The 20348-nt window shown below is 64.3% G+C and carries 18 protein-coding genes and 1 tRNA gene; 9 read left to right on the forward strand and 10 right to left on the reverse strand.

Going from position 1 to position 20348, the window contains the following annotated elements; translation table 11 throughout:
* Positions 1–106 precede the first annotated feature (106 nt).
* The gene (locus GSH16_RS10025; RefSeq protein ID WP_160854579.1) at positions 107–1345 is read right to left on the reverse strand and encodes an N-acetylmuramoyl-L-alanine amidase; all 1239 of its coding nucleotides are present in this window, start codon (positions 1343–1345) and stop codon (positions 107–109) included.
* Positions 1346–1801: 456 nt separating this feature from the next.
* Between GSH16_RS10025 and GSH16_RS10030 the strand changes: the two genes are divergently transcribed.
* The 6 genes from GSH16_RS10030 to aat all read left to right on the forward strand — a co-directional run bounded on the left by GSH16_RS10030 (position 1802) and on the right by aat (position 9535).
* The gene (locus tag GSH16_RS10030; RefSeq protein WP_160854581.1) at positions 1802–4618 is read left to right on the forward strand and encodes an Rne/Rng family ribonuclease; all 2817 of its coding nucleotides are present in this window, start codon (positions 1802–1804) and stop codon (positions 4616–4618) included.
* 144 nt (positions 4619–4762) lie between these two features.
* Positions 4763–6121, forward strand: a complete 1359-nt coding sequence (locus GSH16_RS10035) for a M48 family metalloprotease (RefSeq protein WP_160854583.1) — start codon at positions 4763–4765, stop codon at positions 6119–6121.
* On the forward strand, positions 6118–6876 hold the full coding sequence (locus tag GSH16_RS10040) for a DsbA family protein (protein WP_160854585.1): 759 nt from the start codon (positions 6118–6120) through the stop codon (positions 6874–6876). Before GSH16_RS10035 ends, GSH16_RS10040 begins: the two co-directional genes overlap by 4 nt.
* A 114-nt stretch (positions 6877–6990) precedes the next feature.
* Complete coding sequence (gene accB, locus GSH16_RS10045) at positions 6991–7491, forward strand: acetyl-CoA carboxylase biotin carboxyl carrier protein (protein ID WP_160854587.1); 501 nt, start codon at positions 6991–6993, stop codon at positions 7489–7491.
* Between the two features lie 15 nt (positions 7492–7506).
* Positions 7507–8847 (forward strand): acetyl-CoA carboxylase biotin carboxylase subunit, encoded by a 1341-nt coding sequence (accC, locus tag GSH16_RS10050; RefSeq protein ID WP_160854589.1) that lies wholly within the window; start codon positions 7507–7509, stop codon positions 8845–8847.
* Between the two features lie 70 nt (positions 8848–8917).
* Positions 8918–9535 carry a leucyl/phenylalanyl-tRNA--protein transferase gene (gene aat / locus GSH16_RS10055; protein ID WP_160855192.1) on the forward strand — a complete coding sequence of 206 codons (618 nt, stop codon included), beginning with the start codon at positions 8918–8920 and terminating at the stop codon, positions 9533–9535.
* Here the strand turns inward: aat and GSH16_RS10060 are convergent.
* From GSH16_RS10060 to GSH16_RS10095, 8 genes are all read right to left on the reverse strand, one after another.
* On the reverse strand, positions 9499–9903 hold the full coding sequence (locus GSH16_RS10060; protein WP_160854591.1) for a DUF2155 domain-containing protein: 405 nt from the start codon (positions 9901–9903) through the stop codon (positions 9499–9501). The genes aat and GSH16_RS10060 overlap by 37 nt on opposite strands.
* Positions 9904–9905: 2 nt before the next feature.
* Positions 9906–10349, reverse strand: coding sequence for an outer membrane lipid asymmetry maintenance protein MlaD (gene mlaD, locus GSH16_RS10065; protein WP_160854593.1), 444 nt, complete (start codon positions 10347–10349; stop codon positions 9906–9908).
* A gap of 6 nt (positions 10350–10355) precedes the next feature.
* Positions 10356–10733: an NADH:ubiquinone oxidoreductase subunit NDUFA12 gene (locus tag GSH16_RS10070; RefSeq protein ID WP_160854595.1), complete on the reverse strand. Its 378-nt coding sequence runs from the start codon at positions 10731–10733 to the stop codon at positions 10356–10358.
* 65 nt (positions 10734–10798) lie between these two features.
* Positions 10799–12064 (reverse strand): ATP-dependent Clp protease ATP-binding subunit ClpX, encoded by a 1266-nt coding sequence (gene clpX / locus GSH16_RS10075; protein WP_160854597.1) that lies wholly within the window; start codon positions 12062–12064, stop codon positions 10799–10801.
* 113 nt (positions 12065–12177) lie between these two features.
* The gene (locus GSH16_RS10080; protein ID WP_160854599.1) at positions 12178–12804 is read right to left on the reverse strand and encodes an ATP-dependent Clp protease proteolytic subunit; all 627 of its coding nucleotides are present in this window, start codon (positions 12802–12804) and stop codon (positions 12178–12180) included.
* Between the two features lie 156 nt (positions 12805–12960).
* Positions 12961–14292, reverse strand: coding sequence for a trigger factor (gene tig, locus GSH16_RS10085; RefSeq protein ID WP_160854601.1), 1332 nt, complete (start codon positions 14290–14292; stop codon positions 12961–12963).
* Positions 14293–14328: 36 nt separating this feature from the next.
* A tRNA-Leu gene (locus tag GSH16_RS10090) sits at positions 14329–14413 on the reverse strand.
* Positions 14414–14532: 119 nt separating this feature from the next.
* Positions 14533–16146, reverse strand: a complete 1614-nt coding sequence (locus GSH16_RS10095) for an NAD(P)H-hydrate dehydratase (RefSeq protein WP_235913101.1) — start codon at positions 16144–16146, stop codon at positions 14533–14535.
* A gap of 190 nt (positions 16147–16336) precedes the next feature.
* On the opposite strand from GSH16_RS10095, the gene GSH16_RS10100 reads away from it, so the two are divergent.
* Complete coding sequence (locus GSH16_RS10100) at positions 16337–16675, forward strand: P-II family nitrogen regulator (protein WP_160854603.1); 339 nt, start codon at positions 16337–16339, stop codon at positions 16673–16675.
* A 36-nt stretch (positions 16676–16711) separates the two neighbouring features.
* The gene (glnA, locus tag GSH16_RS10105; RefSeq protein ID WP_160854605.1) at positions 16712–18121 is read left to right on the forward strand and encodes a type I glutamate--ammonia ligase; all 1410 of its coding nucleotides are present in this window, start codon (positions 16712–16714) and stop codon (positions 18119–18121) included.
* Between the two features lie 84 nt (positions 18122–18205).
* Here the strand turns inward: glnA and GSH16_RS10110 are convergent, their stop codons facing one another.
* The gene (locus GSH16_RS10110; protein WP_160854607.1) at positions 18206–19423 is read right to left on the reverse strand and encodes a class I SAM-dependent methyltransferase; all 1218 of its coding nucleotides are present in this window, start codon (positions 19421–19423) and stop codon (positions 18206–18208) included.
* A 118-nt stretch (positions 19424–19541) separates the two neighbouring features.
* Here GSH16_RS10110 and GSH16_RS10115 point away from each other — a divergent pair, with 118 nt between their 5' ends.
* A complete protein-coding gene (locus tag GSH16_RS10115) occupies positions 19542–20342 on the forward strand; it encodes a DUF6778 family protein (RefSeq protein ID WP_160854609.1) in 801 nt (266 codons plus the stop codon).
* Positions 20343–20348 lie beyond the last annotated feature (6 nt).

Consider the following 20348-nt stretch of genomic DNA (forward strand, 5'->3'; position numbering starts at 1 on the left):
TCGAAGTCCCAATTTCGTCAAGGCCCCTATATAGGCGTGTGCATGCACTTGGTCAAAGCACGTTCCCGCGTGACAGGCGGCACGGGCGTATACTGGCCGAACGCCGTTACTGGCGGGCCAGTTCCGCTCGTTTCCTGTCCTTCACGATCCACGCATCGAGCGCCGCCACGATCCCTTCAGCCACAGCCTCCTGCCAGGCCACCGACAGCATTTTCGACCGGTCAATCTCATCCGACAGGAAGCCCATTTCCAGAAGAACTGACGGCATGTCGGGCGCGCGCAAGACCCTGAAATTGGCCGACCATTTCGGCTTCGAGCGGTTCAGGTCGATCCGCGGGTCAAGGGCCGCGACCATGTCCGTGGCGAACTGTTCGGACCGGGCTTGCGTTTCCACCCGCGCCAGATCGACAAGCACCTGCGCCAGACTGTCCCGCGTCCCGTCGATGGCCGTTCCGGCCAGCACATCGACGCGGTTTTCAAGCGCGGCCAGTTCCTCCGATTCCGCGTCGAGCGGATCTTCGCTGAGTGTGAAGATCGTCGCGCCCCGCGCGATGCCGACCTCGACCGTATTGGCATGGAGCGACAGGAACATGATGGCGCCGGCCTCGCGGGCCATTTCCACCCGTTCAGACAGGGTCAGGAAATAGTCCGCATCGCGCGTGAGCAACACGTCATAGCGCCCGGACCGTTGCAACGTTTCGGCCAGGATGCGTCCCATCGAGAGGGTCACATCCTTCTCCGTCACCTCTCCGCGCACGGCTCCGGGATCGATCCCGCCATGGCCGGGGTCGATGGCGATCAGGGGACGCGCCCGTCCGGCCTCGGCCCGTTCTGGGCGCGACAGGGTCACGGCCTCTTCCCAGATGCCGCCGCCCGGATGCCCCGCCGTCGCGGCAAAACCCGCTGCATCCGTGCCCGTCAGCCGGATGTCGAGATCGACCGCGCCAGCCGTCCCGACGGGCGACAGGATGGCGCTCCGCACGGCCATCGGCCGGGTCAGGTCGATCACCGCGCGGGACCAGCCCGGCCGGTATATCCCGTAGCGCAGGTCGGAGATCAGGTCCGTTTCCTCGCCCAGCCTCGGGTCCATCGCGGACCAGTCCACTTCGCGAAAATCGAGCACCATCCGGCGCGGCGCGTCGAGCGTGAAGACGCGGAACGGCACGGCGCGGTCAAGCGACAGGCGCAGCGAGATGTCGCCGCCCAGATGTTCCTCGACCCCGCTGCGGGACGGCACCACATCGGCCACCGCGCGCAGGTCGCTCTGCGCACGGGCCGGCGATCCGCCTGCCACGCTGAAGATCACGGCCGCTGCCAAAGCGGCGGCCCGGACTGCCCGATCCATTGCAATGCCTCTCTTGTGCCCGGTCTCGGCCGGGTTTCCCCGCGCAGACTAGCATCCCCGTCGGGGGGCGAAAACTGTTGTATTCCCCTCGGCCCCGCGTCTAAGGTGCGAATTAGGAGTTGATGGGGCGCAAATGCTGCCCTATTTCTTCGAAAGTGAGTTTCGTCGGACCCCGTGGCCGCATCTGCAGACACTGCAAATGGGCCGGGACACGACAGGCGGTATCGCCATAGACCGATCCGATTTTTTTCAACGGATCAAACAATCAAGCGCCAGAAACGGTGCTGGAGAAACAACCGCGATGAAACGCGTCGGAACACAATTGGCCAGATCCCAGCGGACATGTTCCGCGGGCACGGACCATGTGCGGGACGCTGATATCGCTCCAACCCAAACGCCACGCCCGTCCCTGCCGGTTGATCCGCGCAGGCCACGGGCGCGCCGTCGTGAGAAACTATGTCAAAGAAAATGCTTATCGATGCCACCCACGCGGAGGAAACCCGCGTCGTGGTCGTCGAAGGAAACAAGGTCGAAGAGTTTGATTTCGAGTCGCTGAACAAGCGTCAGCTCGCAGGAAACATCTACCTCGCAAAGGTCACACGCGTAGAACCGTCGCTTCAGGCGGCCTTCGTGGATTATGGCGGAAACCGCCACGGGTTCCTCGCTTTTGCGGAAATCCATCCCGACTATTACCAGATCCCGGCCGCCGACCGCGAGGCGCTGCTGGCCGAGGAGGCACAGTCCGAGGCCGAAGAGGCCGAGGATGCAGAAGCCGAGGAAAAGCCCAAGCCGAAATCGCGCGGTCGCCGGAAGAAATCCGTCGAAGCTGCGTCGGACGGGTCGCCGTCTCTCGATGATGCGGTTGTCTCCGAGGAAGCCCCGAAGGATGACGCGGCGAAGAAAAAGGATGCCGAAGAGGCCGCTGAAGTTGCCGATGAAGCCACTGCTTCTGAGGCCGGTCCTGAGGCCGTCGCGGCAGAAGAGACATCAAGCTCCGAGACCGAGACGCCGGCTGACACCGCAGCCGAAGCAGATGCACCTGTTGCAGACGCAGATGCAGCGGATGCAGAGGCAGCGGACGCTGCTGCTGACGCTTCGGACGATGCCGCACCGGATGCAGACGCGCCTGCCGCACCCGAAGACGCGCCGAAGAAATCGCGTTCCCGCAGCCGTCGCCGTTCGAAATCCCGCGCCACCCCGACGGAAGAGGGCGAGGAGCAGGACACAACGGAAGTGGCCGACGTCGATCATGTCGGCGGCAACGACATCGAGGACGAGGTCGCACCGCGCCGCAAGCCGCGCCAGCGCCGGTACCGGATCCAGGAAGTCATCAAGGTGCGCCAGATCATGCTGGTGCAAGTCGTCAAGGAAGAGCGTGGCAACAAGGGTGCCGCGCTGACCACCTACCTGTCGCTCGCCGGGCGCTATTGCGTGCTCATGCCCAACACCGCGCGCGGTGGAGGCATCAGCCGCAAGATCACCAATGTCACCGACCGCAAGAAGCTGAAGGCGATTGCGGCGGAAATCGACGTGGCCAAGGGTGCGGGTCTCATTATCCGTACCGCCGGCGCGCAGCGTACCAAGACCGAGATCAAGCGCGACTATGAATATCTGATGCGCCAGTGGGAGCAGATCCGCGACCTGACCATGAAGTCGATCGCGCCCTGCCAGATCTATGAGGAAGGCAGCCTGATCAAGCGGGCGATCCGCGACCTCTACAGCCGGGAGATCGACGAGGTGATCGTCGATGGCGATCGCGGCTACCGTGAGGCCAAGGACTACATGAAGATGCTCATGCCGTCCCACGCCAAGAACGTGAAAGCCTATACCGACGCGCTGCCGCTCTTCGCCCGCTATCAGGTGGAGAATTTCCTGACCGGCATGTTCAACCCGGTCGTACAGCTCAAGTCGGGCGGCTACATCGTCTTCGGCGTGACCGAGGCGCTGGTGGCCGTGGATGTGAACTCCGGCCGGTCGACCAAGGAAAGCTCGATCGAGGAAACCGCGCTCAAGACAAACTTGGAAGCGGCAGAGGAAGTGGCCCGCCAGTTGCGGCTGCGCGATCTGGCTGGCCTCATCGTCATCGATTTCATCGACATGGACGAGCGGCGCAACAACCTCGCTGTGGAAAAGCGGCTGAAGGACAAGCTGAAATCCGACCGGGCCCGTATCCAGGTCGGCCGGATTTCGAGCTTCGGCCTTCTGGAAATGTCCCGCCAGCGGCTGCGGCCCGGCATGCTGGAGGCCAGCACGGCCCCCTGCCCGCATTGCCACGGCACCGGCCAGACCCGCTCGACGGACAGCCTTGCGCTGGCCATCCTGCGCGAGTTGGAAGAGGAAGGCGTGCGGCGCCGGGCACAGGAGGTGCTCGTCTCGGCGCCGATCGAGATCGCCAACTACCTGCTCAACCAGAAGCGCGAGCATGTGGCCATGATCGAGAGCCGTTTCGGCCTGTCTGTCCGGGTGGAAGGTGACCCGCATCTGATCAGCCCTGAGTACAAGGTGGAGCGGTTCAAGACCGCGACCCGTGTCGTGCCGATGCCCGAAAGCGAAGGGTCGATCACCATCGAAAGCTCGGCCCTGCCCGATCTTGAAGAAGAGGCAGAGGCCGACGCCAACGGCAATGCTGACACCCAGACCGACGCCGCGACCACGCCCGAGGGCGAGGAGAAGCCGAAGAAGCGCCGCCGCCGCCGTGGCCGCCGCCGCGGCAAAGGTGAGAACGGCAATGGCGAGAACGGCAATGCCGGCGAGAATGGCGACACCGTGAGCACTGCCACCTCCGCTGACGCTGCGTCCGACCCGATGCCGGCGCAGGACGAAGACGGTGACACTCCGCAGGATAGCGGTCTGGTCGAGGTGCCCGAGGACAAGCCGGCGCCGAAGAAATCCAGCCGGTCCCGGTCGCGGTCGCGCAAGAAGGTCGAAGCCGATGATGTGGCCGCGCCAAAGGCAGAAGATCCCGCGGTCGATGCGGTTGTCTCCGACGACACACCGGCGCTGGCAACCGCCGAAGCCGCCGCTGCTGTCGAGCCGACCGGCGAGGACGCGCCCGTGCCGGCGCCCGAGGTGGCTTTCCCGGCCGTCGCGGCAGCCATAGACGCGCCCGCCGATACGGCTGCCAGCGCGGAACCGGCCGAGGCCGAGGAAACCGGCGCCGATTCCGAGGACGGAACCGAAGCCGCAGCCGCAGCCGCGCCGGAAGAGGCACCGGCGGAGAAGGACAAGCCGAAGCGCCGCGGCTGGTGGTCGCGCGCCGTCGGCGGCTCCTGACGGAGCGGCCATAGGCGGATCGCCACGCATTCACCAAACTGTGCCGCGACGGGGGTTGAACCCGTCGCGGCAGACGGTTTCACTAGACCCAAACAGAGGCCGGATCGGACCCGATCCGCGCCCGGCAGTCGAGCAGGGACGCGCATGGGCAAGGCAATCAAGACACTGGCGGCACGGGCATTGCTCGCGGGCCTGATCGCGCTGTCATCCGCCCTGCCCGCGGCCGCACAGGCGTTGATCCGGGATGCCGAGATCGAACGCACGCTGCGCCGCATCTCCGATCCGATCTTCCGCGCCGCGGGGCTGAACCCGTCGAGTGTGAACCTCTACATCATCCAGAACCGCGAACTGAACGCTTTCGTCGCGGGCGGGCAGAACATCTTCATCCACACCGGGCTCATCACCAAGCTGGAGACGATGCCGGAACTGCAGGCAGTCATCGCGCATGAAACTGGTCATATCATCGGCGGGCACCTGAACCGCAAGCTCGACATGATGCGCGGCACGGCCACCGTCACCGGACTGGCGACAATCCTGGCCGTGGCGGCGGCGGCGGCCACCGGCTCGGGCGATGCGGCGGCCGCGGCAATGGCCGGCTCGCAGCAGGTGATGCAGCGCAACCTCTTGGCCAACAACCGCGCGCAGGAAGCTGCTGCGGATCAGGCCAGCCTGCGGATCATGACTGCAGCGGGGATCGACGCATCGGCGGCGCTGAAAGTGCAGGACCTGTTCCGCGGGCAGGAAATCCTGTCGATGCGCCGCGCCGACCCCTATGCACAGACCCACCCCATGTCGAGCGACCGCATCCGCTACATGGAAAACGGCGTTGCCAACCAACCCGTCATGCCGCCGCCGGATCCGGACCTTGTCTATTGGCACAAACGGATGCAGGCCAAGTTCAACGGGTTCCTGCTGCACCCCAATACGGCGCTGAAACGCGTGCCGCGCGGTGATACAGGCGAATTCGCGACACTGACCCGAGCGATTGCCTATCACCGCCTGCCCGACGCCGCGAAATCCATGGCCGCGATCGATGCCTTGATCGACGCGCGCCCCGATGACGCCTATTATCACGAGTTGAAGGGCCAGTTTCTGCTGGAGAACGGCAAGGCAGCGGCAGCGGTTACCGCCTATCGGCGCGCGCTGGACCTCGCGCCGGATACGCCGCTCATCATGGCGGGTCTTGGCCGCGCGCTTGTGGCACTCGATACGCGGGCCGCAGATACCGAGGCGCTCGGCCTGCTGGAAACCGCCCGCCGCAAGGACCCGGGCGATACGGTCGCGCTCCACAATCTGGCGCGCGCCTATGCGCGGACCGGCCAAATGGGCATGGCGTCGCTCGTGACCGCGGAACGCTACGCGCTGATGACGCGCCTGCGGGACGCGCATCTGCATGCCACGCGCGCGGCTGCCGCCCTGCCGCCGGGATCACCCGGCGCCCGTCGCGCACAGGACATCATCACCATGGCCGAACGGCTCAACAGTGAAGGACGAAACCGATGACCCGATTCCTGACCACCACCGCCCTTGCGCTCGGGCTCGGACTGGCCGCACCTGCGTCGGCCCAGATGTTCGAAAACCTGTCTGCCGACGACCGCGCGGCGCTTGGCGACGAGATCCGGTCCTACCTTCTGGAAAATCCGGAACTGATCGTGGAAGTGATCACGCTCCTGGAAGAAAAGCGCGCGGCGGAAATGTCGAACACGGATATCGACCTTGTGCGGAACAATGCCGATGCGATTTTCGATGACGGCTATTCCTTCGTCGGCGGCAATCCCGATGGCAGTGTGACGATGGTCGAGTTCCTCGACTATCGCTGCGGCTACTGCAAAAAGGCCCATGAGGATGTGAAAGCCACGCTCTCGGCCGATGGCGACATTCGCTACGTGGTCAAGGAGTTCCCGATTCTGGGACCCGATAGCGAGACCGCCAGCCGCGCCGCAATTGCAGTCCTGATGACGAGCGGCGACGAAGCCTATGCGGCATTCAATGACGCGCTGATGCGCCACAATGGCCCGATCAACGACAAGGTCCTGTCGCGACTGGCCGAGGAGGCCGGGGCCAGCCCGCAGGCGATGCTGGCCACCATGCAGGACGAAGAAGTGTCGCGCCGGATCATGGACACGCGCAAGCTCGCCGCGGCGCTCCAGATCAACGGCACCCCGACTTTCGTGATCGGCGAGCAGATGCTGCGCGGATATGTGCCGCAGGATGCGATGATCTCGATCGTCGACGAGCAGCGCCAGAAGCAAAACTGACCGTTCGGTCAAACACATGGTCCATTGCGGGTTTTCAGCCCGCGCGGACCTGCGTATAACCTTGGGTCAACACTGACCACCAACGGCCCTGAAGCCAACCTGTCCGAGGGATACATGAGCACCCGCAAATACCAGTCCGACGTGAATTTCATTCAGGCTCTGTCGGAGCTCCTGCGCAGCAATGACCTGACCGAGATCGAGGTCATCCGCGAGTTTGGCGAGAATGACAGCCTCAACGTGCGCGTGGCCCGCCAGATGGCGGCAGCGCCGGCGCAGGTCGTTCAGGCGGCCGCACCCGCGCCCGCGGCAGCCCCTGCGCAGGCTGCGGCACCGGCGCCTGCGGCGGCTCCGGCCGACACGGGCGGTGACCCCGCGGACCATCCGGGTGCCGTGACCTCGCCCATGGTCGGCACGGCCTATCTGCAGCCCGAACCGGGTTCGCCCGCCTTCATCAAGGTCGGCGACCAGATCGAGGAAGGCCAGACGCTGCTCATCATCGAGGCGATGAAGACCATGAACCAGATCCCCGCCCCGCGCGGCGGCAAGGTCGCGCGTATCCTTGTCGAAGACGGTTCGCCGGTCGAATTCGGCGCCCCGCTTGTTATTCTCGAATGACCGGGCGGCGCTGACATGTTCAAGAAGATCCTGATTGCCAACCGCGGGGAAATCGCGCTGCGCGTGATCCGTGCCTGCCGCGAGATGGGCATTCAGTCCGTCGCCGTCCATTCCACGGCTGACAGCGACGCGATGCATGTCCGCATGGCAGACGAGAGCGTCTGCATCGGTCCGCCTTCGGGCACGCAGAGCTACCTGTCGATCCCGTCAATCATCTCGGCCTGCGAGATCACAGGCGCGGAAGCGATCCACCCGGGCTACGGCTTCCTGTCGGAAAACGCCAATTTCGTATCCATCGTGCAGGATCACGGCCTGACCTTCATCGGCCCGACGGCTGAGCATATCAACGTGATGGGCGACAAGATCACTGCCAAGGAAACGATGCGCAAGCTGGGCGTGCCCTGCGTGCCGGGGTCCGACGGTGGCGTGCCGACGCTCGAAGAAGCTCGCCGCGTGGCGGAGGACATCGGCTATCCGGTGATCGTCAAGGCCACTGCCGGCGGCGGCGGGCGCGGCATGAAGCTCGCCAAGACCGCCAAGGATATCGACGTTGCCTTCCAGACCGCGCGGTCCGAAGCCAAGTCGGCTTTCGGCAATGACGAGGTCTATATCGAGAAATATCTGACCCTGCCGCGGCATATCGAGATTCAGGTCTTCGGCGACGGCAAGGGCAATGCGGTTCATCTGGGCGAGCGCGACTGTTCGCTCCAGCGCCGCCACCAGAAAGTGTTCGAGGAAGCCCCCTCGCCCGCGATCGATCAGGAGACGCGGTCGCGGATCGGCAAGGTCTGTGCCGATGCGGTCGCCTCGATCAACTATGCAGGCGCCGGCACCATCGAGTTCCTGTTCGAGGATGGCGAGTTCTATTTCATTGAGATGAACACCCGCCTTCAGGTGGAGCATCCGGTGACAGAGGCCGTCTATGGCGTCGACCTCGTGGCCGAGCAGATCCGCGTGGCCGCCGGCGAACCGATGCGTCTGAAACAGGAAGAGCTGTTGCCCAAGGGCCATGCGATCGAGTGCCGAATCAATGCGGAGAAACTGCCCGAGTTCCAGCCCTCGCCCGGCAAGGTGACGGCCTTCCATGCGCCCGGTGGTCTGGGCGTCCGGATGGACAGTGCGCTTTATTCCGGTTACTCGATCCCGCCCTATTATGACAGCCTGATTGCCAAGCTGATCGTCTATGGCGAGGACCGGGCCAGCGCGCTGGCGCGCCTCGACCGCGCGCTTGGCGAGATGATCGTGGACGGGATTCACACGACCACACCGCTCTTCGGCGCGCTCCTGCAGGAACCGGCGATCCAGTCGGGCCACTATAATATCCACTGGCTGGAGAAATGGCTCGAAGCCCAGTGAGGCCGGACCTGACCGGTGTTGCTGCCCCGTGAGCGGGCGCGGCGATACCGGCTTCTGGCTGACAGCAGACATGATGCTGCAGGCCTATGCCAACGGGATCTTCCCGATGGCCCAGTCCGCCGATGCCGACGATCTTTATTGGGTCGATCCGCGCGAACGGGGCATCCTGCCGCTCGACGGGTTCCATATGTCGCGTTCGCTGCGCAAGACCATCCTGCGCGGCGACTATGAGGTCCGGACCGACACCGCATTCGATGCGGTCGTCGCGGCCTGCGCCGACCGGCCCGAGACATGGATCAATCCCGACCTGCACCGGCTCTACCGCGATCTGCACCGGATGGGGTTTGCCCATTCCGTCGAGGTCTGGGAGGACGGGACACTCGCCGGCGGGCTCTACGGGATCGCGCTTGGCGGACTGTTCTGCGGCGAGAGCATGTTCTCGCGCCGCCGCGACGGGTCGAAAATTGCCATGGCCTGGCTGGTGGCACGTCTGAATGCGGGCGGATTTGCCCTGCTCGACACACAATTCCTGACCGATCATCTGGAAAGTCTGGGGGGGATCGAAGTGCCGCGCGCGCGCTATCAGGCCCTGCTCGCCCCGGCGCTGGACCGGGCCGCCGACTGGTCAGCCCTGTCCGATGAGGCCACCCCTCAGGAGGTGGTGCAGCTCAGCACCCAGACGTCGTAGCGCGGGTGATCCATGGCAGAGAGCGCGGGCGAACTGGCGAACATCCAGCCGGTGAACCGCGGCCCCGGTTCGCGCACATCCTTGATTTCGAGAAGCGCGAACGCGTCCGCGGCCGGATCGCCGACCGGATAGAGGCAGCTGTCGAGCCTGATCGCCAGCCGCTCGTGGATGATTTCTTCGCCCGCATTCACTTCCAGATCGGTGACGACGCCCGACATGGTGTCGAGCATACGCAGCCGCGCGCCCTCCCCCCGCTCGCGTTCGGCGGTGGTCGTGGACGGGTCGGACAGGCTGGAACTGGCATCCTGGGCCAGTGCCGGGCCGCCAATCAGGGCAGCGAACAGGATCGGGGTCAGAAGGGCGCGCATGATCAATCGTTGCCGGAGGCGAATTTCATCAGCAGATTCAGGAAAGACACGGCGCCCTGCGTGTTGAGGATCTCATCCCCGTCCGCGAGCAGGAACTCCGAGCCGCCCGGCGTGATGTCGACATAGTTGCCACCCAACAGGCCCTCGGTCGAGATTTTCACATCCGAGTCGTCGGGCAGTTGGATGTCGGCAGAGACGGAAAAAGAGGTGACGGCTTCATAGGTCGTCGGGTTCAGGTCAATGGCCGTCACACGGCCCACCTTCACTCCGGCGACGCGCACATCCGTGCCGACGGACACGCCCTCGATGCTGCGGAAATTCGCGGTCAGGCTATAGCTGTCCCCGCCGGACGACAGGCCCGTCGTCTGGGCGGCATAGACGAGAAACCCGCCTGCGACGGCCAAGACGGCGGCCCCGATCAGGGTCTCGGCGACATTGTTCGCCATCCGCCCTTACTCCGGCTGCCAGGCTTCGTAATCGGACCGCGCGGGGGCCGAGTCGAAATTGCGGATGCTGCCCGGAGGCGCGTAGGCGGCGGGCGAACCGGTCAGGTTTTCCTGATGCGGTTTTTCCCAATCCTTGCGCGGCAGCGGGTCGACGGTCGGGGCGTTGGTGAACGTGTGATGCAGCCAGCCGTGCCACTCGGGCGACACGCGGGAGGCCTCGGCCTCTCCGTTGTAGATCACCCAGCGTTTGCTGCCATCGTCATTCTGGTAATATTTGTTGCCCTGCTGGTCCTCGCCAACGAGCTGGCCCTTGCGCCAGGTGAAGAGCTGCGTCCCGAAGGTCTGGCCGTTCCACCAGGTGAAGAATTTGAGAAGAAAGTTCATCGCAAGATCCGCCTGTAAATCCTGTCGCGCTTATGCCGCGAAACCGCGCTTCCGTCCAGTGAAACTCAACTGGCGGAGGCCGGTTCCTCCTGCCGTTCGGCATAGATGAGCAGCGGCTCGCCTTCTCCGGAAATCGCCTCCTCGTTGACGACGACTTCCTGAACGCCGCTGAGGCCCGGCAACTCGAACATCGTGTCGAGCAGAACCTCTTCGAGGATCGAACGCAGACCGCGGGCGCCCGTCTTGCGCTCGATGGCGCGGGCCGCGATGGCGCGCAGGGCCTCGGGTGTGAAGGTCAGTTGCACGTCTTCCATGTCGAAGAGCCGCTGATACTGTTTGACCAACGCGTTCTTCGGCTCCGACAGGATGGTGATGAGCGCATCCTCGTCCAGATCCGTGAGGGTCGCGATGACCGGCAGACGACCGACAAATTCGGGGATCAGGCCGAATTTCAGCAGATCCTCGGGCTCCAGCTCCTCGAACAGTTCGCCCACGCGGCGGCTGTCCTCATCCTTCACGTCGGCACCGAAGCCCATGGCCGAGCCCTTGCCGCGCTGCGCGATGATCTTGTCGAGACCCGCAAAAGCCCCGCCGCAGATGAACAGGATATTGGTCGTGTCCACCTGCAGGAATTCCTGCTGCGGATGCTTGCGCCCGCCCTGCGGCGGCACCGACGCCACGGTCCCTTCCATGATCTTCAGAAGCGCCTGCTGCACCCCCTCGCCCGACACGTCGCGGGTGATGGACGGGTTGTCGGACTTGCGGCTGATCTTGTCGACCTCGTCGATATAGACGATGCCGCGCTGCGCGCGCTCGACATTATATTCCGCCGACTGCAACAGCTTCAGGATGATGTTCTCAACATCCTCGCCCACATAGCCCGCTTCGGTCAGCGTCGTGGCGTCGGCCATGGTGAAGGGCACATCGAGGATGCGCGCCAGCGTCTGAGCCAGAAGCGTCTTGCCGCAGCCCGTCGGGCCGATCAGCATGATGTTCGACTTGGCCAGTTCAACCTCGCCATTCTTTTCCGAATGGTTGAGGCGCTTGTAATGGTTGTGCACCGCGACCGAAAGCACGCGCTTGGCCGTGTCCTGCCCGATGACGTAATCGTCGAGCACGTTGCAGATATCCTGCGGCGTGGGCACCCCGTCCGAGGATTTGACCAGATTGCTCTTGGTCTCTTCCCGGATGATGTCCATGCACAGTTCGACACATTCGTCGCAGATGAAGACCGTCGGACCGGCAATCAGCTTGCGCACTTCATGCTGGCTCTTGCCACAGAAGGAGCAATACAGCGTGTTTTTGGAATCCGATCCGCTCGATTTCGTCATGTTCGGTCCGACCCTTTCATCGGTGTCGTGACCCCTGTCGGGCCCTTTCGCTCATTTGAGCATGACCCGTCAGGGGGATTCAAGGTGCAAAGCGCAGCCCGTGCGGGCCTGCGTCAATCGTCGCTCATCTCGCGCCGGTGCTCGACGATCTGGTCGATCAGGCCCCATTCCTTGGCCGTCTCGGGGTTCATGAAATTGTCGCGCTCGAGCGCCGCCTCGACCGTGTCGTAATCCTGTCCGGTATGCTGGACATAGATCTCGTTCAGGCGCCGCTTGAGGTTCTCGGTCTCGCGCGCATGGATCATGATGTCGGTCGCCTGGCCCTGATAGCCGCCCGAGGGCTGGTGGACCATGATCCGGCTGTTGGGCAGCGAGAAACGCATGTCCTTTTCACCGGCGGCCAGCAGCAGCGACCCCATGGAGGCCGCCTGCCCCACGCAGAGCGTGGACACCGGCGGACGGATATACTGCATCGTATCGTAGATCGACAGGCCCGAGGTCACCACGCCGCCCGGCGAGTTGATATACATGGCGATCTCTTTTTTCGGGTTCTCGGCTTCCAGAAACAGGAGCTGCGCCACGATCAGGGTCGACATGCCGTCATGGACGGGACCGGAGACGAAGATGATCCGCTCCTTTAGGAGGCGGGAGAAAATGTCATAGGCCCGCTCGCCGCGCGCCGTCTGTTCGACGACCATCGGCACCAGCGTATTCATGGTATGTTCAACGGGATCATGCATGGAACTTGCCTCTTTTGTTGGGCACGGCGCTGGGGTGCGCGGGCTCTGGACTAAAGGAATAGTCGCGGCACTGGGGGGCTGCAAGGGCGGAACGACAAAGAAAGGGCCGCCCCGAAGGACGGCCCGATCAGAGCTTCGTGATGCGGCCTGCGGGGCTCAGACGTCGTCGAGCGCTTCCACTGCGGCCTGCAGTTCGTCCTTGGTGACCTCTTTCTCGTCCACCTTGGCCAGCTCGAGGATGTAATCCACGACCTTGTCCTCGAAGATCGGCGCGCGCAGCTGCTGCTGGGCACCGGGGTTCTTCTGCATGAACTCGAAATAGGCGCGTTCCTGGCCCGGATACTGGCGGGCCTGCGCGAACATGGCCTGCTGCAGTTCCTGCTCGGTCACGTCGATCTCGTTCTTGTTGCCCACTTCGGCGAGCAGCAGGCCGAGGCGCACGCGGCGCTCGGCGAGCGTCTTATGCTCGTCGGTCGGCTCGATCTTGTCGTGGTTGTGATCGTGCACGTCGGGATTTTCCTCGTGCCACAGCTGGTGCGCGATCTGCTCGGCTTCAGCCGCAACAAGGCTCGGCGGCAAGTCGAATTTCACCAGACCGTCGAGGCTGTCCATCAGCTTGCGCTTGACGACCTGACGCGCGGCGCCGGCATATTCGACGCCGAGGCGCTCTTCGATCTGGCCTTTCAGCGCGGCCAGATCCTCGGCCCCGAATTTCTTGGCCAGTTCATCGTCGATCGGTGCGGTCTTCGGCTCTTTCACCTCTTTGACGGTGCACTCGAAAACGGCGTCCTTGCCGGCCAGGTTCTCCGCGCCGTACTCGGCCGGGAACGTCACCTTGACCTCGACCTCTTCACCGGCCTTGGCGCCGACAAGCTGTTCTTCGAAGCCCGGAATGAAGCTGCCGGAGCCGAGCACCAGCGGATAGTCATCGGCCTGGCCACCCTCGAATGCCTCGCCGTCGACCTTGCCCAGGAAGTCGATCACGACCTGATCGCCGTCCTTGGCCTTGGAGCCCTTGCGGCGCGGCTCGAAATGGTTGGCGGAATTGGCGAGGTTTTCCAGCGCCTCGTTGACGGCATCCTCGTCCGGCTTGACCACCAGTTTCTCCAGCTTGACCTTGGAGAAATCGGTTTCCGGCACGTCGGGCAGCGCCTCGTAGGACATCGACACTTCGATATCGTCGCCCTCTTTCCACTCGTCATTGGTCATCTTGACGTCGGGCTGCATGGCCGGGCGGTCGCCGGTTTCCTCGAAGTGGGATTTCATCGCGTCGTCGATGCTTTCCTGCATCGCTTCGCCCAGCACGGACTTGCCGAACATCTTCTTCATCAGGGCGGCGGGCGCCTTGCCCTTGCGGAAGCCCTTCATCTGGAAGTCGCGGCGCGCTTCCTCGAGCTTCTCGTTGACCTTGGCGTCCAGTTCGGTGGCGGTGACGGTGATCGCATAAGCGCGTTTCAGCCCGTCATTGAGGGTCTCGGTGACCTGCATGTTACTTCCTCTTGTCCGTTGCGGCTCGGCGGAGCCTGGTGCGGGTGGAGGGACTTGAACCCCCACGCCGTGCGGCACCAGAACCTAAATCTGGCGTGTCTACCAATTCCACCACACCCGCAAAATACCGACAGGCCCGCCCGGGGGCGCGCCTGAATTCCGGCGCCTCTCTAGCAGAGCCGTCCGGCCCTTGCGAGGGAAAAATGAACCATTTCGCACCCCGATCGGGCGCAGGGCGGTTCAGCGGCCCGAGGGCGTGTCGTTCAGACCCCGCAGGACCGCGGGGACCATGTCCGGCAGGTCCTCGGCAATCAGCCCCGGGCCCAAGCGGCGGGCGGCATCGGCGTGGATCCATGCCGCCGTGGCGGCCGCTCGCGGCCCGTCCCAACCGCGCGCGAGCAGACCAGCGATGAGGCCCGCCAGAACATCGCCTGCGCCGGCCGTTGCGAGCCAAGGCGCGGCGGCATCATAGCAGGCGGCATGCACCGCCACCGATCCGTCGGGGGCGGCGATGACCGTGTCCGGCCCCTTAAGGAGAATCGTCGCCCCTGCCCGCTCGGCTGCGGCCCGCGCCGCATCGATCCGGCTGAACGCCGGTCCGGTCGTCACCGGATCTGCAAGCTGTGCCGCAAGATCGGGAAAAAGCCGTTTGAACTCGCCGCCATGCGGGGTCAGGACCGTTTTCTCGTGCACTGCCTCGAAAAGCTGGTCGGGCGCATCTGCAAAGACCGTCAGCGCATCGGCGTCGAGGACCGAAGGCAACCCCGTTTCCAGTGCCGCCAGCACCCGTGCCCGGCTGCCCGATCCGAGGCCGAGCCCCAACCCCGGCCCGAGGCAGAGGGCCGTTGCCTTGCGCGTTTCGGCAAGGCCAGCGAGACCTGCCGCATCGGGCATTGCCGCGAGCATGACAGCGTCAAGACGCGCGGCATTTTCCGGCAGTGCGGCTTTCGGCACGGCGAGCGTCACCAGACCGGCCCCGATCCGCAGTCCGGCCCGCGCGGCCAGCCGCGCCGCGCCGCCCGCTCCCGGCGGTCCGCCCAGCACCAGAAGCGCGCCGTGACCATATTTATGAGCACCCGCGCGCTTGTCGGGGCTGTCCGGCCGCGCAACCAATTTCGCCAGATCGTCCGGTAAAGCATGTGTCCAGCGCTCCAGCCCGATCGATCGCAGATCGAGCCAGCCGCAATGGTCCGGACCGTGGCCGAGAATCGCGCCCGCCTTGGCCCATGCGAACTGTACGGTCAGATCGGCCACGACGGCCTGCGCGCCGATCACCCGGCCGCTGTCGAGACATAGCCCGCTCGGCGCATCGACCGCGACCACACGTGTGCCCGCTGACCGCGCGTCCGCGATCTTCGCGGGCAGCTCCGCAAACGGGCCGCCCAACGCGCGGGTAAGACCGGTGCCGAACAGCGCGTCCACGATCAGGTCCACGGTCCAGTGGGTACCTTCAAGGTCGGAAAAGCTCTTGATATCGCTACGGTTTTGCCAATCTTCCCGCGCGGCGGCGGCATCGGGCGGCATTTCTGCCGAAGGGTCGGCCTGCACGCAGGTGACGGTCCAGCCGCGCTCCTGCAGACGGGATGCGATCACGAATCCGTCGCCGCCATTGTTCCCCGGACCGCACAGGATCAGCGCGCGAGCGGGTGCGCGTGCAAAGGCGGGCCAGCGGTCGCCGATTGCGGCGACCACGGCCTCCCCCGCGCGGGCCATCAGCCACCCGCCGGAGACAGCACCCGACGCCATCGCCTGCGCTTCCACATCTGCCATCGTGCGCGCGGTCAAGAGCGGAACCCCTTCGCCGTTGGCGGTTGCGGCCATCACGCTCCAGGGTCCGGTCTGCGGCTCAGGCATGGGCGCTCCTTTCCGTTTCGCTCTTTTGTTGGGCAGGCTGCACATATTTTAGGCAATTTCACGGAATCTCCACCCCGCGACCGGCACCACCACTCTCCTGCGATTGCATACCCTTATCCAAGATGCATCAACAGGCCATGTTCGTCAGCCGCCCGTCCGGGGCGGACCAATCAGAGGGGAGCGATCGGATATGAAGAAGATCGAGGCCATCATCAAACCCTTCAAGCTCGACGAGGTGAAGGAAGCACTTCAGGACGTCGGCGTGCAGGGTTTGAGCGTGATCGAAGCCAAGGGTTTCGGCCGCCAGAAAGGCCATACGGAACTGTATCGCGGCGCGGAATATGTCGTGGATTTCCTGCCGAAAGTGAAGATCGAGGTGGTGCTTGCCGCCGATCAGGTCGACGCTGCGGTGGAAGCCATCATCAACGCCGCCAAGACCGGCAAAATCGGGGACGGCAAGATTTTCGTCTCCAGCGTCGAACAGGCCATCCGTATCCGGACCGGCGAAGACGGCCCCGACGCCCTCTGATCCTGAAAATCTAGAACTGCAATTAGGGAAGACCACATGAGCGACCAAGCATCCGTTCTGAAACAACTCAAGGATGACGACATCGAATATGTCGACATCCGGTTCACTGATCCGCGCGGCAAGCTGCAGCACGTGACTGTCATGGCCGACCAGGTCGATGAGGATTTCCTCGAGGAAGGCTTCATGTTCGACGGTTCCTCGATCGCCGGCTGGAAGTCGATCGACAAATCCGACATGAAACTGATGCCCGACTGCGGCTCGGCCTATGTCGACCCGTTCTACGCGGAAAAGACGCTCTGCCTGCACTGCTCGGTGCTGGAGCCCGACACGAACGAACCCTATGACCGCGACCCGCGCGGCACCGCCGAAAAGGCTGAAGCCTACCTGAAGGCATCGGGCATCGGCGACGTGTCCTACTTCGGTCCGGAAGCCGAGTTCTTCCTGTTCGACGATGTGCGTTTCTCGAACACGATGAACAAAGTGTCCTACGAGGTGGATGCAGCCGACGCGGCCTGGAACACCGACACCGAGTACGAGATGGGCAACATGGGCCATCGTCCGGGCGTCAAGGGCGGCTACTTCCCGGTCAACCCGACCGACGCAGCCCAGGACCTGCGCTCCGAGATGCTGTCCACCATGAAGCGCATCGGCATGAAGGTCGACAAGCACCATCACGAGGTGGCCTCCTGCCAGCACGAGCTGGGGCTGATCTTCTCCTCGCTCACCGAGCAGGCCGACCATCTGCAGAAATACAAATATGTCATCCACAACGTGGCGCAGGCCTACGGCAAGTCGGCAACCTTCATGCCGAAGCCGATCGCCGGCGACAACGGCACCGGCATGCATGTGAACATGTCGATCTGGAAGGACGGCAAGCCGCTCTTCGCAGGTGACAAATATGCCGATCTCAGCGACGAGGCGCTCTGGTTCATCGGGGGCATCCTGAAACATGCCAAGGCGCTCAACGCCTTCACCAACCCGTCGACCAACAGCTACAAGCGCCTGATCCCGGGCTTCGAGGCTCCGGTTCTGCGCGCCTACTCCGCCCGCAACCGTTCCGGCTGCGTGCGCATCCCGTGGACGGAAAGCCCGAAAGCCAAGCGCGTCGAAGCCCGTTTCCCCGATCCGTCGGCGAACCCCTACCTCTGCTTCGCGGCCCTGCTGATGGCCGGCCTCGACGGCATCAAGAACAAGATCGACCCGGGCGAGCCGTCGGACAAGGATCTCTACGATCTGCCGCCGGAAGAACTGGCCGATATCCCGACCGTTTGCGCCTCGCTGCGTGAAGCGCTGGAAAGCCTCGAAGACGATATGGACTTCCTGCTGGCCGGCGACGTGTTCACCAAGGACCAGATCGAAGGCTACATGGCCCTCAAATGGGACGAGGTTTTCGCCTTCGAACACACGCCGCACCCGGTCGAGTTCGGCATGTACTATTCCTGCTGACAGGCGGGACATACAGGGGGAAAGGGCGCCGCTTCGGCGCCCTTTTTCTTTGCCCGAAGTCCAGGGCGGCTGGCGCTGCGCCGGTCAGCGGAACGTGTCGGAATAGTGGATCAGGCCCCAACCGTGGAGCGGGCCGTGGACCTTGCGCCAGAGCGCCGAGAAGGCGAACCAGTCCTGCCCCGCGGCCTGTGCCATCTGCCCCAGTGTGAGGCGGCCGTCGGCCAGCGCGATGAGCGGTGCGGTCTCTTTGGGGATGACCAACACCTGCTTGCCGGATTCGTCGGTGATGCGCAGCCTTCCCTTCGTTTGGATCTCGCGGGCCAGTGCCTCCGCCCGCATGCCCTTGAGCCGCGGCCGGAGCGCCGGATCGCCAATGTCGGCCATCGGTGCCGTGCGGCCCTTCGGGGCCAGATAGGCGACATGGGTTTTCAGGTCGCCGCGCAACTGTTCGGCCAGCGTCCATTCCTCTGCCACGCTCAGTCCTTCTCGCGCCTCGGCCAGATTTTTCTCTTCAGGAAGAAGGGGTTCGAGGCTGTACTTGGCTGGCTGTGTGAAAGAAACAAGCTGCAGGTCCGCCTGATCCACCGCCGCCAGCAAGTCCGGGACCGTATAGGGCCGGTCACGCGCGTGCAGCAGAAGGTCGTAGAGCCCCGCATCCGATTGCTTGTGATCGACCAGCAGGCTGTTCATCCGGAACCGGTTGTGCGGCGGCAGGTTCCGGAGGATCCGGCGGGCGGCTCCAACCTTCTCCTCTTCGGGAAAATCCTGTAGCAACCTGTTGAAAAACGGTTGCATTTCGTAGACGCCGCTCCGCCCGTAGGGGGCATAGACCATCATCCCGATCCCGCCATCGGGTGTCAGGGCGCGTGCAAGCGCCCGGAACCCGGCATCCGGGTCCGGCAGGTGGTGGAGCACGCCCGTGCAGTCGATATAGTCGAACGGCCCCATCTCCGGTGCATCGAGAAGCGAGCCGGTGACGAAGTCGATATGGTCTGACAGGCCCCTTATCTCGGCACGCGCCTCCGCGATCCGGCGCGCGGCGCGTGACATGTCCAGATAGGTGATCCGCGGCATGCGGCCCGTATCGGCCATTTTCTGGGCCAGCTGGATCAGCCCGTCGCCGGTGCCGCCCCCGGCCACCAGAATGCGGCGGTCCGTCCGCCAGTCGCCGTGCCCGCCAAAAAGGAAATGGTCCACCTCCACAGGGTCTGACGGCGAACCGGTGATCAGCCTGCGGCGCTCGTCCTCCGGGTCCCGTTCCGGATAGGGGTAGAGTTCATATTGTGTCTCGACGCGATCCATGAGCCTGATATTCCATAAAATTGTCACCGTGCGGGCGCCAATCCATCTTCCCTGCGCGACCCTGTTTACCCTATCCTCATGTCCGGCCGGTTCACTAGGGCCCAAAGGGAGTAACACCATGTTTCTGCAGAAATTGCTTGTCGTGGCTACTGTGGCTGTCGGGGGCCTGATCGCGGGCTGCACCACGGTCGATGTCGCGACCCCGGGCCAGATCCCCACAACCGTCAGTTCCAAATGGGTCATCCGCGATGTTGTCGTGTCGGTGCCGGACGAACTGTCGGTGTCCGAGCAGAACCGGCTCGCACCGGTGGCCGACATTGTCTGGCGCGAAGACCCATTGGGGGACCGGCGCGCACAGGTTGGGCAAATTCTGGAGGATGGCATCCGCGCCGGCACAGCCGACATGAACGGGTCGCAGCCGGTGGTGCTGCGGGCGCAACTCACGAGGTTCCACGCGCTGAGCGACCGGGCACGGCGCTCCACGGGTGGCGTGCACAAGGTCAGCTACTATATCCGGCCCTATGATGCAGCCACCGGCAGGCCGCTCGCCCCAACGTCGCTTCTCCATGCCGACCTGAAAGCCTTTGGCGGAGCCGCGGCCGAAGCGGCCGTTGCACGCGGCGCGACACAGAAACTCCGTATCACGGCGCAGATCGCGCTTGTGACGCGGACATGGATCGGGCGCGGCACCGTTCCGGACCCGCAGGCACTCAATGCGCTGAAAGCCAAGGCAGGTGTTTCGGCGACAGCCGGTGGTGCTGCATCCACAGCCGCAAGCGCAACCGCAGCCGCGGCAACCGGCACGGGCGCAACAGGAGCGACGGCCGGGGCGGATGTCCAGGTGGTTGATCCGGTCCTGATCGACCTCGGCCTTGGTGTGCCGGCCGTCCCGAGCAGCACACCCTCGATCGGGCGCTAGGGCGCA

Source organism: Oceanomicrobium pacificus (assembly GCF_009833495.1).
Lineage (GTDB): Bacteria > Pseudomonadota > Alphaproteobacteria > Rhodobacterales > Rhodobacteraceae > Oceanomicrobium > Oceanomicrobium pacificus.

Coding starts and splice junctions, on each gene's coding strand:
- GSH16_RS10025 (WP_160854579.1), bottom strand. CDS start 1,345: ATGGATCGGGCAGTCCGGGCCGCCGCTTTGGCAGCGGCCGTGATCTTC.
- GSH16_RS10035 (WP_160854583.1), top strand. CDS start 4,763: ATGGGCAAGGCAATCAAGACACTGGCGGCACGGGCATTGCTCGCGGGC.
- GSH16_RS10070 (WP_160854595.1), bottom strand. CDS start 10,733: ATGAACTTTCTTCTCAAATTCTTCACCTGGTGGAACGGCCAGACCTTC.
- mlaD (WP_160854593.1), bottom strand. CDS start 10,349: ATGGCGAACAATGTCGCCGAGACCCTGATCGGGGCCGCCGTCTTGGCC.
- aat (WP_160855192.1), top strand. CDS start 8,918: ATGATGCTGCAGGCCTATGCCAACGGGATCTTCCCGATGGCCCAGTCC.
- GSH16_RS10110 (WP_160854607.1), bottom strand. CDS start 19,423: ATGGATCGCGTCGAGACACAATATGAACTCTACCCCTATCCGGAACGG.
- GSH16_RS10100 (WP_160854603.1), top strand. CDS start 16,337: ATGAAGAAGATCGAGGCCATCATCAAACCCTTCAAGCTCGACGAGGTG.
- accB (WP_160854587.1), top strand. CDS start 6,991: ATGAGCACCCGCAAATACCAGTCCGACGTGAATTTCATTCAGGCTCTG.
- glnA (WP_160854605.1), top strand. CDS start 16,712: ATGAGCGACCAAGCATCCGTTCTGAAACAACTCAAGGATGACGACATC.
- GSH16_RS10095 (WP_235913101.1), bottom strand. CDS start 16,146: ATGCCTGAGCCGCAGACCGGACCCTGGAGCGTGATGGCCGCAACCGCC.
- tig (WP_160854601.1), bottom strand. CDS start 14,292: ATGCAGGTCACCGAGACCCTCAATGACGGGCTGAAACGCGCTTATGCG.
- GSH16_RS10040 (WP_160854585.1), top strand. CDS start 6,118: ATGACCCGATTCCTGACCACCACCGCCCTTGCGCTCGGGCTCGGACTG.
- GSH16_RS10080 (WP_160854599.1), bottom strand. CDS start 12,804: ATGCATGATCCCGTTGAACATACCATGAATACGCTGGTGCCGATGGTC.
- GSH16_RS10060 (WP_160854591.1), bottom strand. CDS start 9,903: ATGCGCGCCCTTCTGACCCCGATCCTGTTCGCTGCCCTGATTGGCGGC.
- GSH16_RS10030 (WP_160854581.1), top strand. CDS start 1,802: ATGTCAAAGAAAATGCTTATCGATGCCACCCACGCGGAGGAAACCCGC.
- clpX (WP_160854597.1), bottom strand. CDS start 12,064: ATGACGAAATCGAGCGGATCGGATTCCAAAAACACGCTGTATTGCTCC.
- GSH16_RS10115 (WP_160854609.1), top strand. CDS start 19,542: ATGTTTCTGCAGAAATTGCTTGTCGTGGCTACTGTGGCTGTCGGGGGC.
- accC (WP_160854589.1), top strand. CDS start 7,507: ATGTTCAAGAAGATCCTGATTGCCAACCGCGGGGAAATCGCGCTGCGC.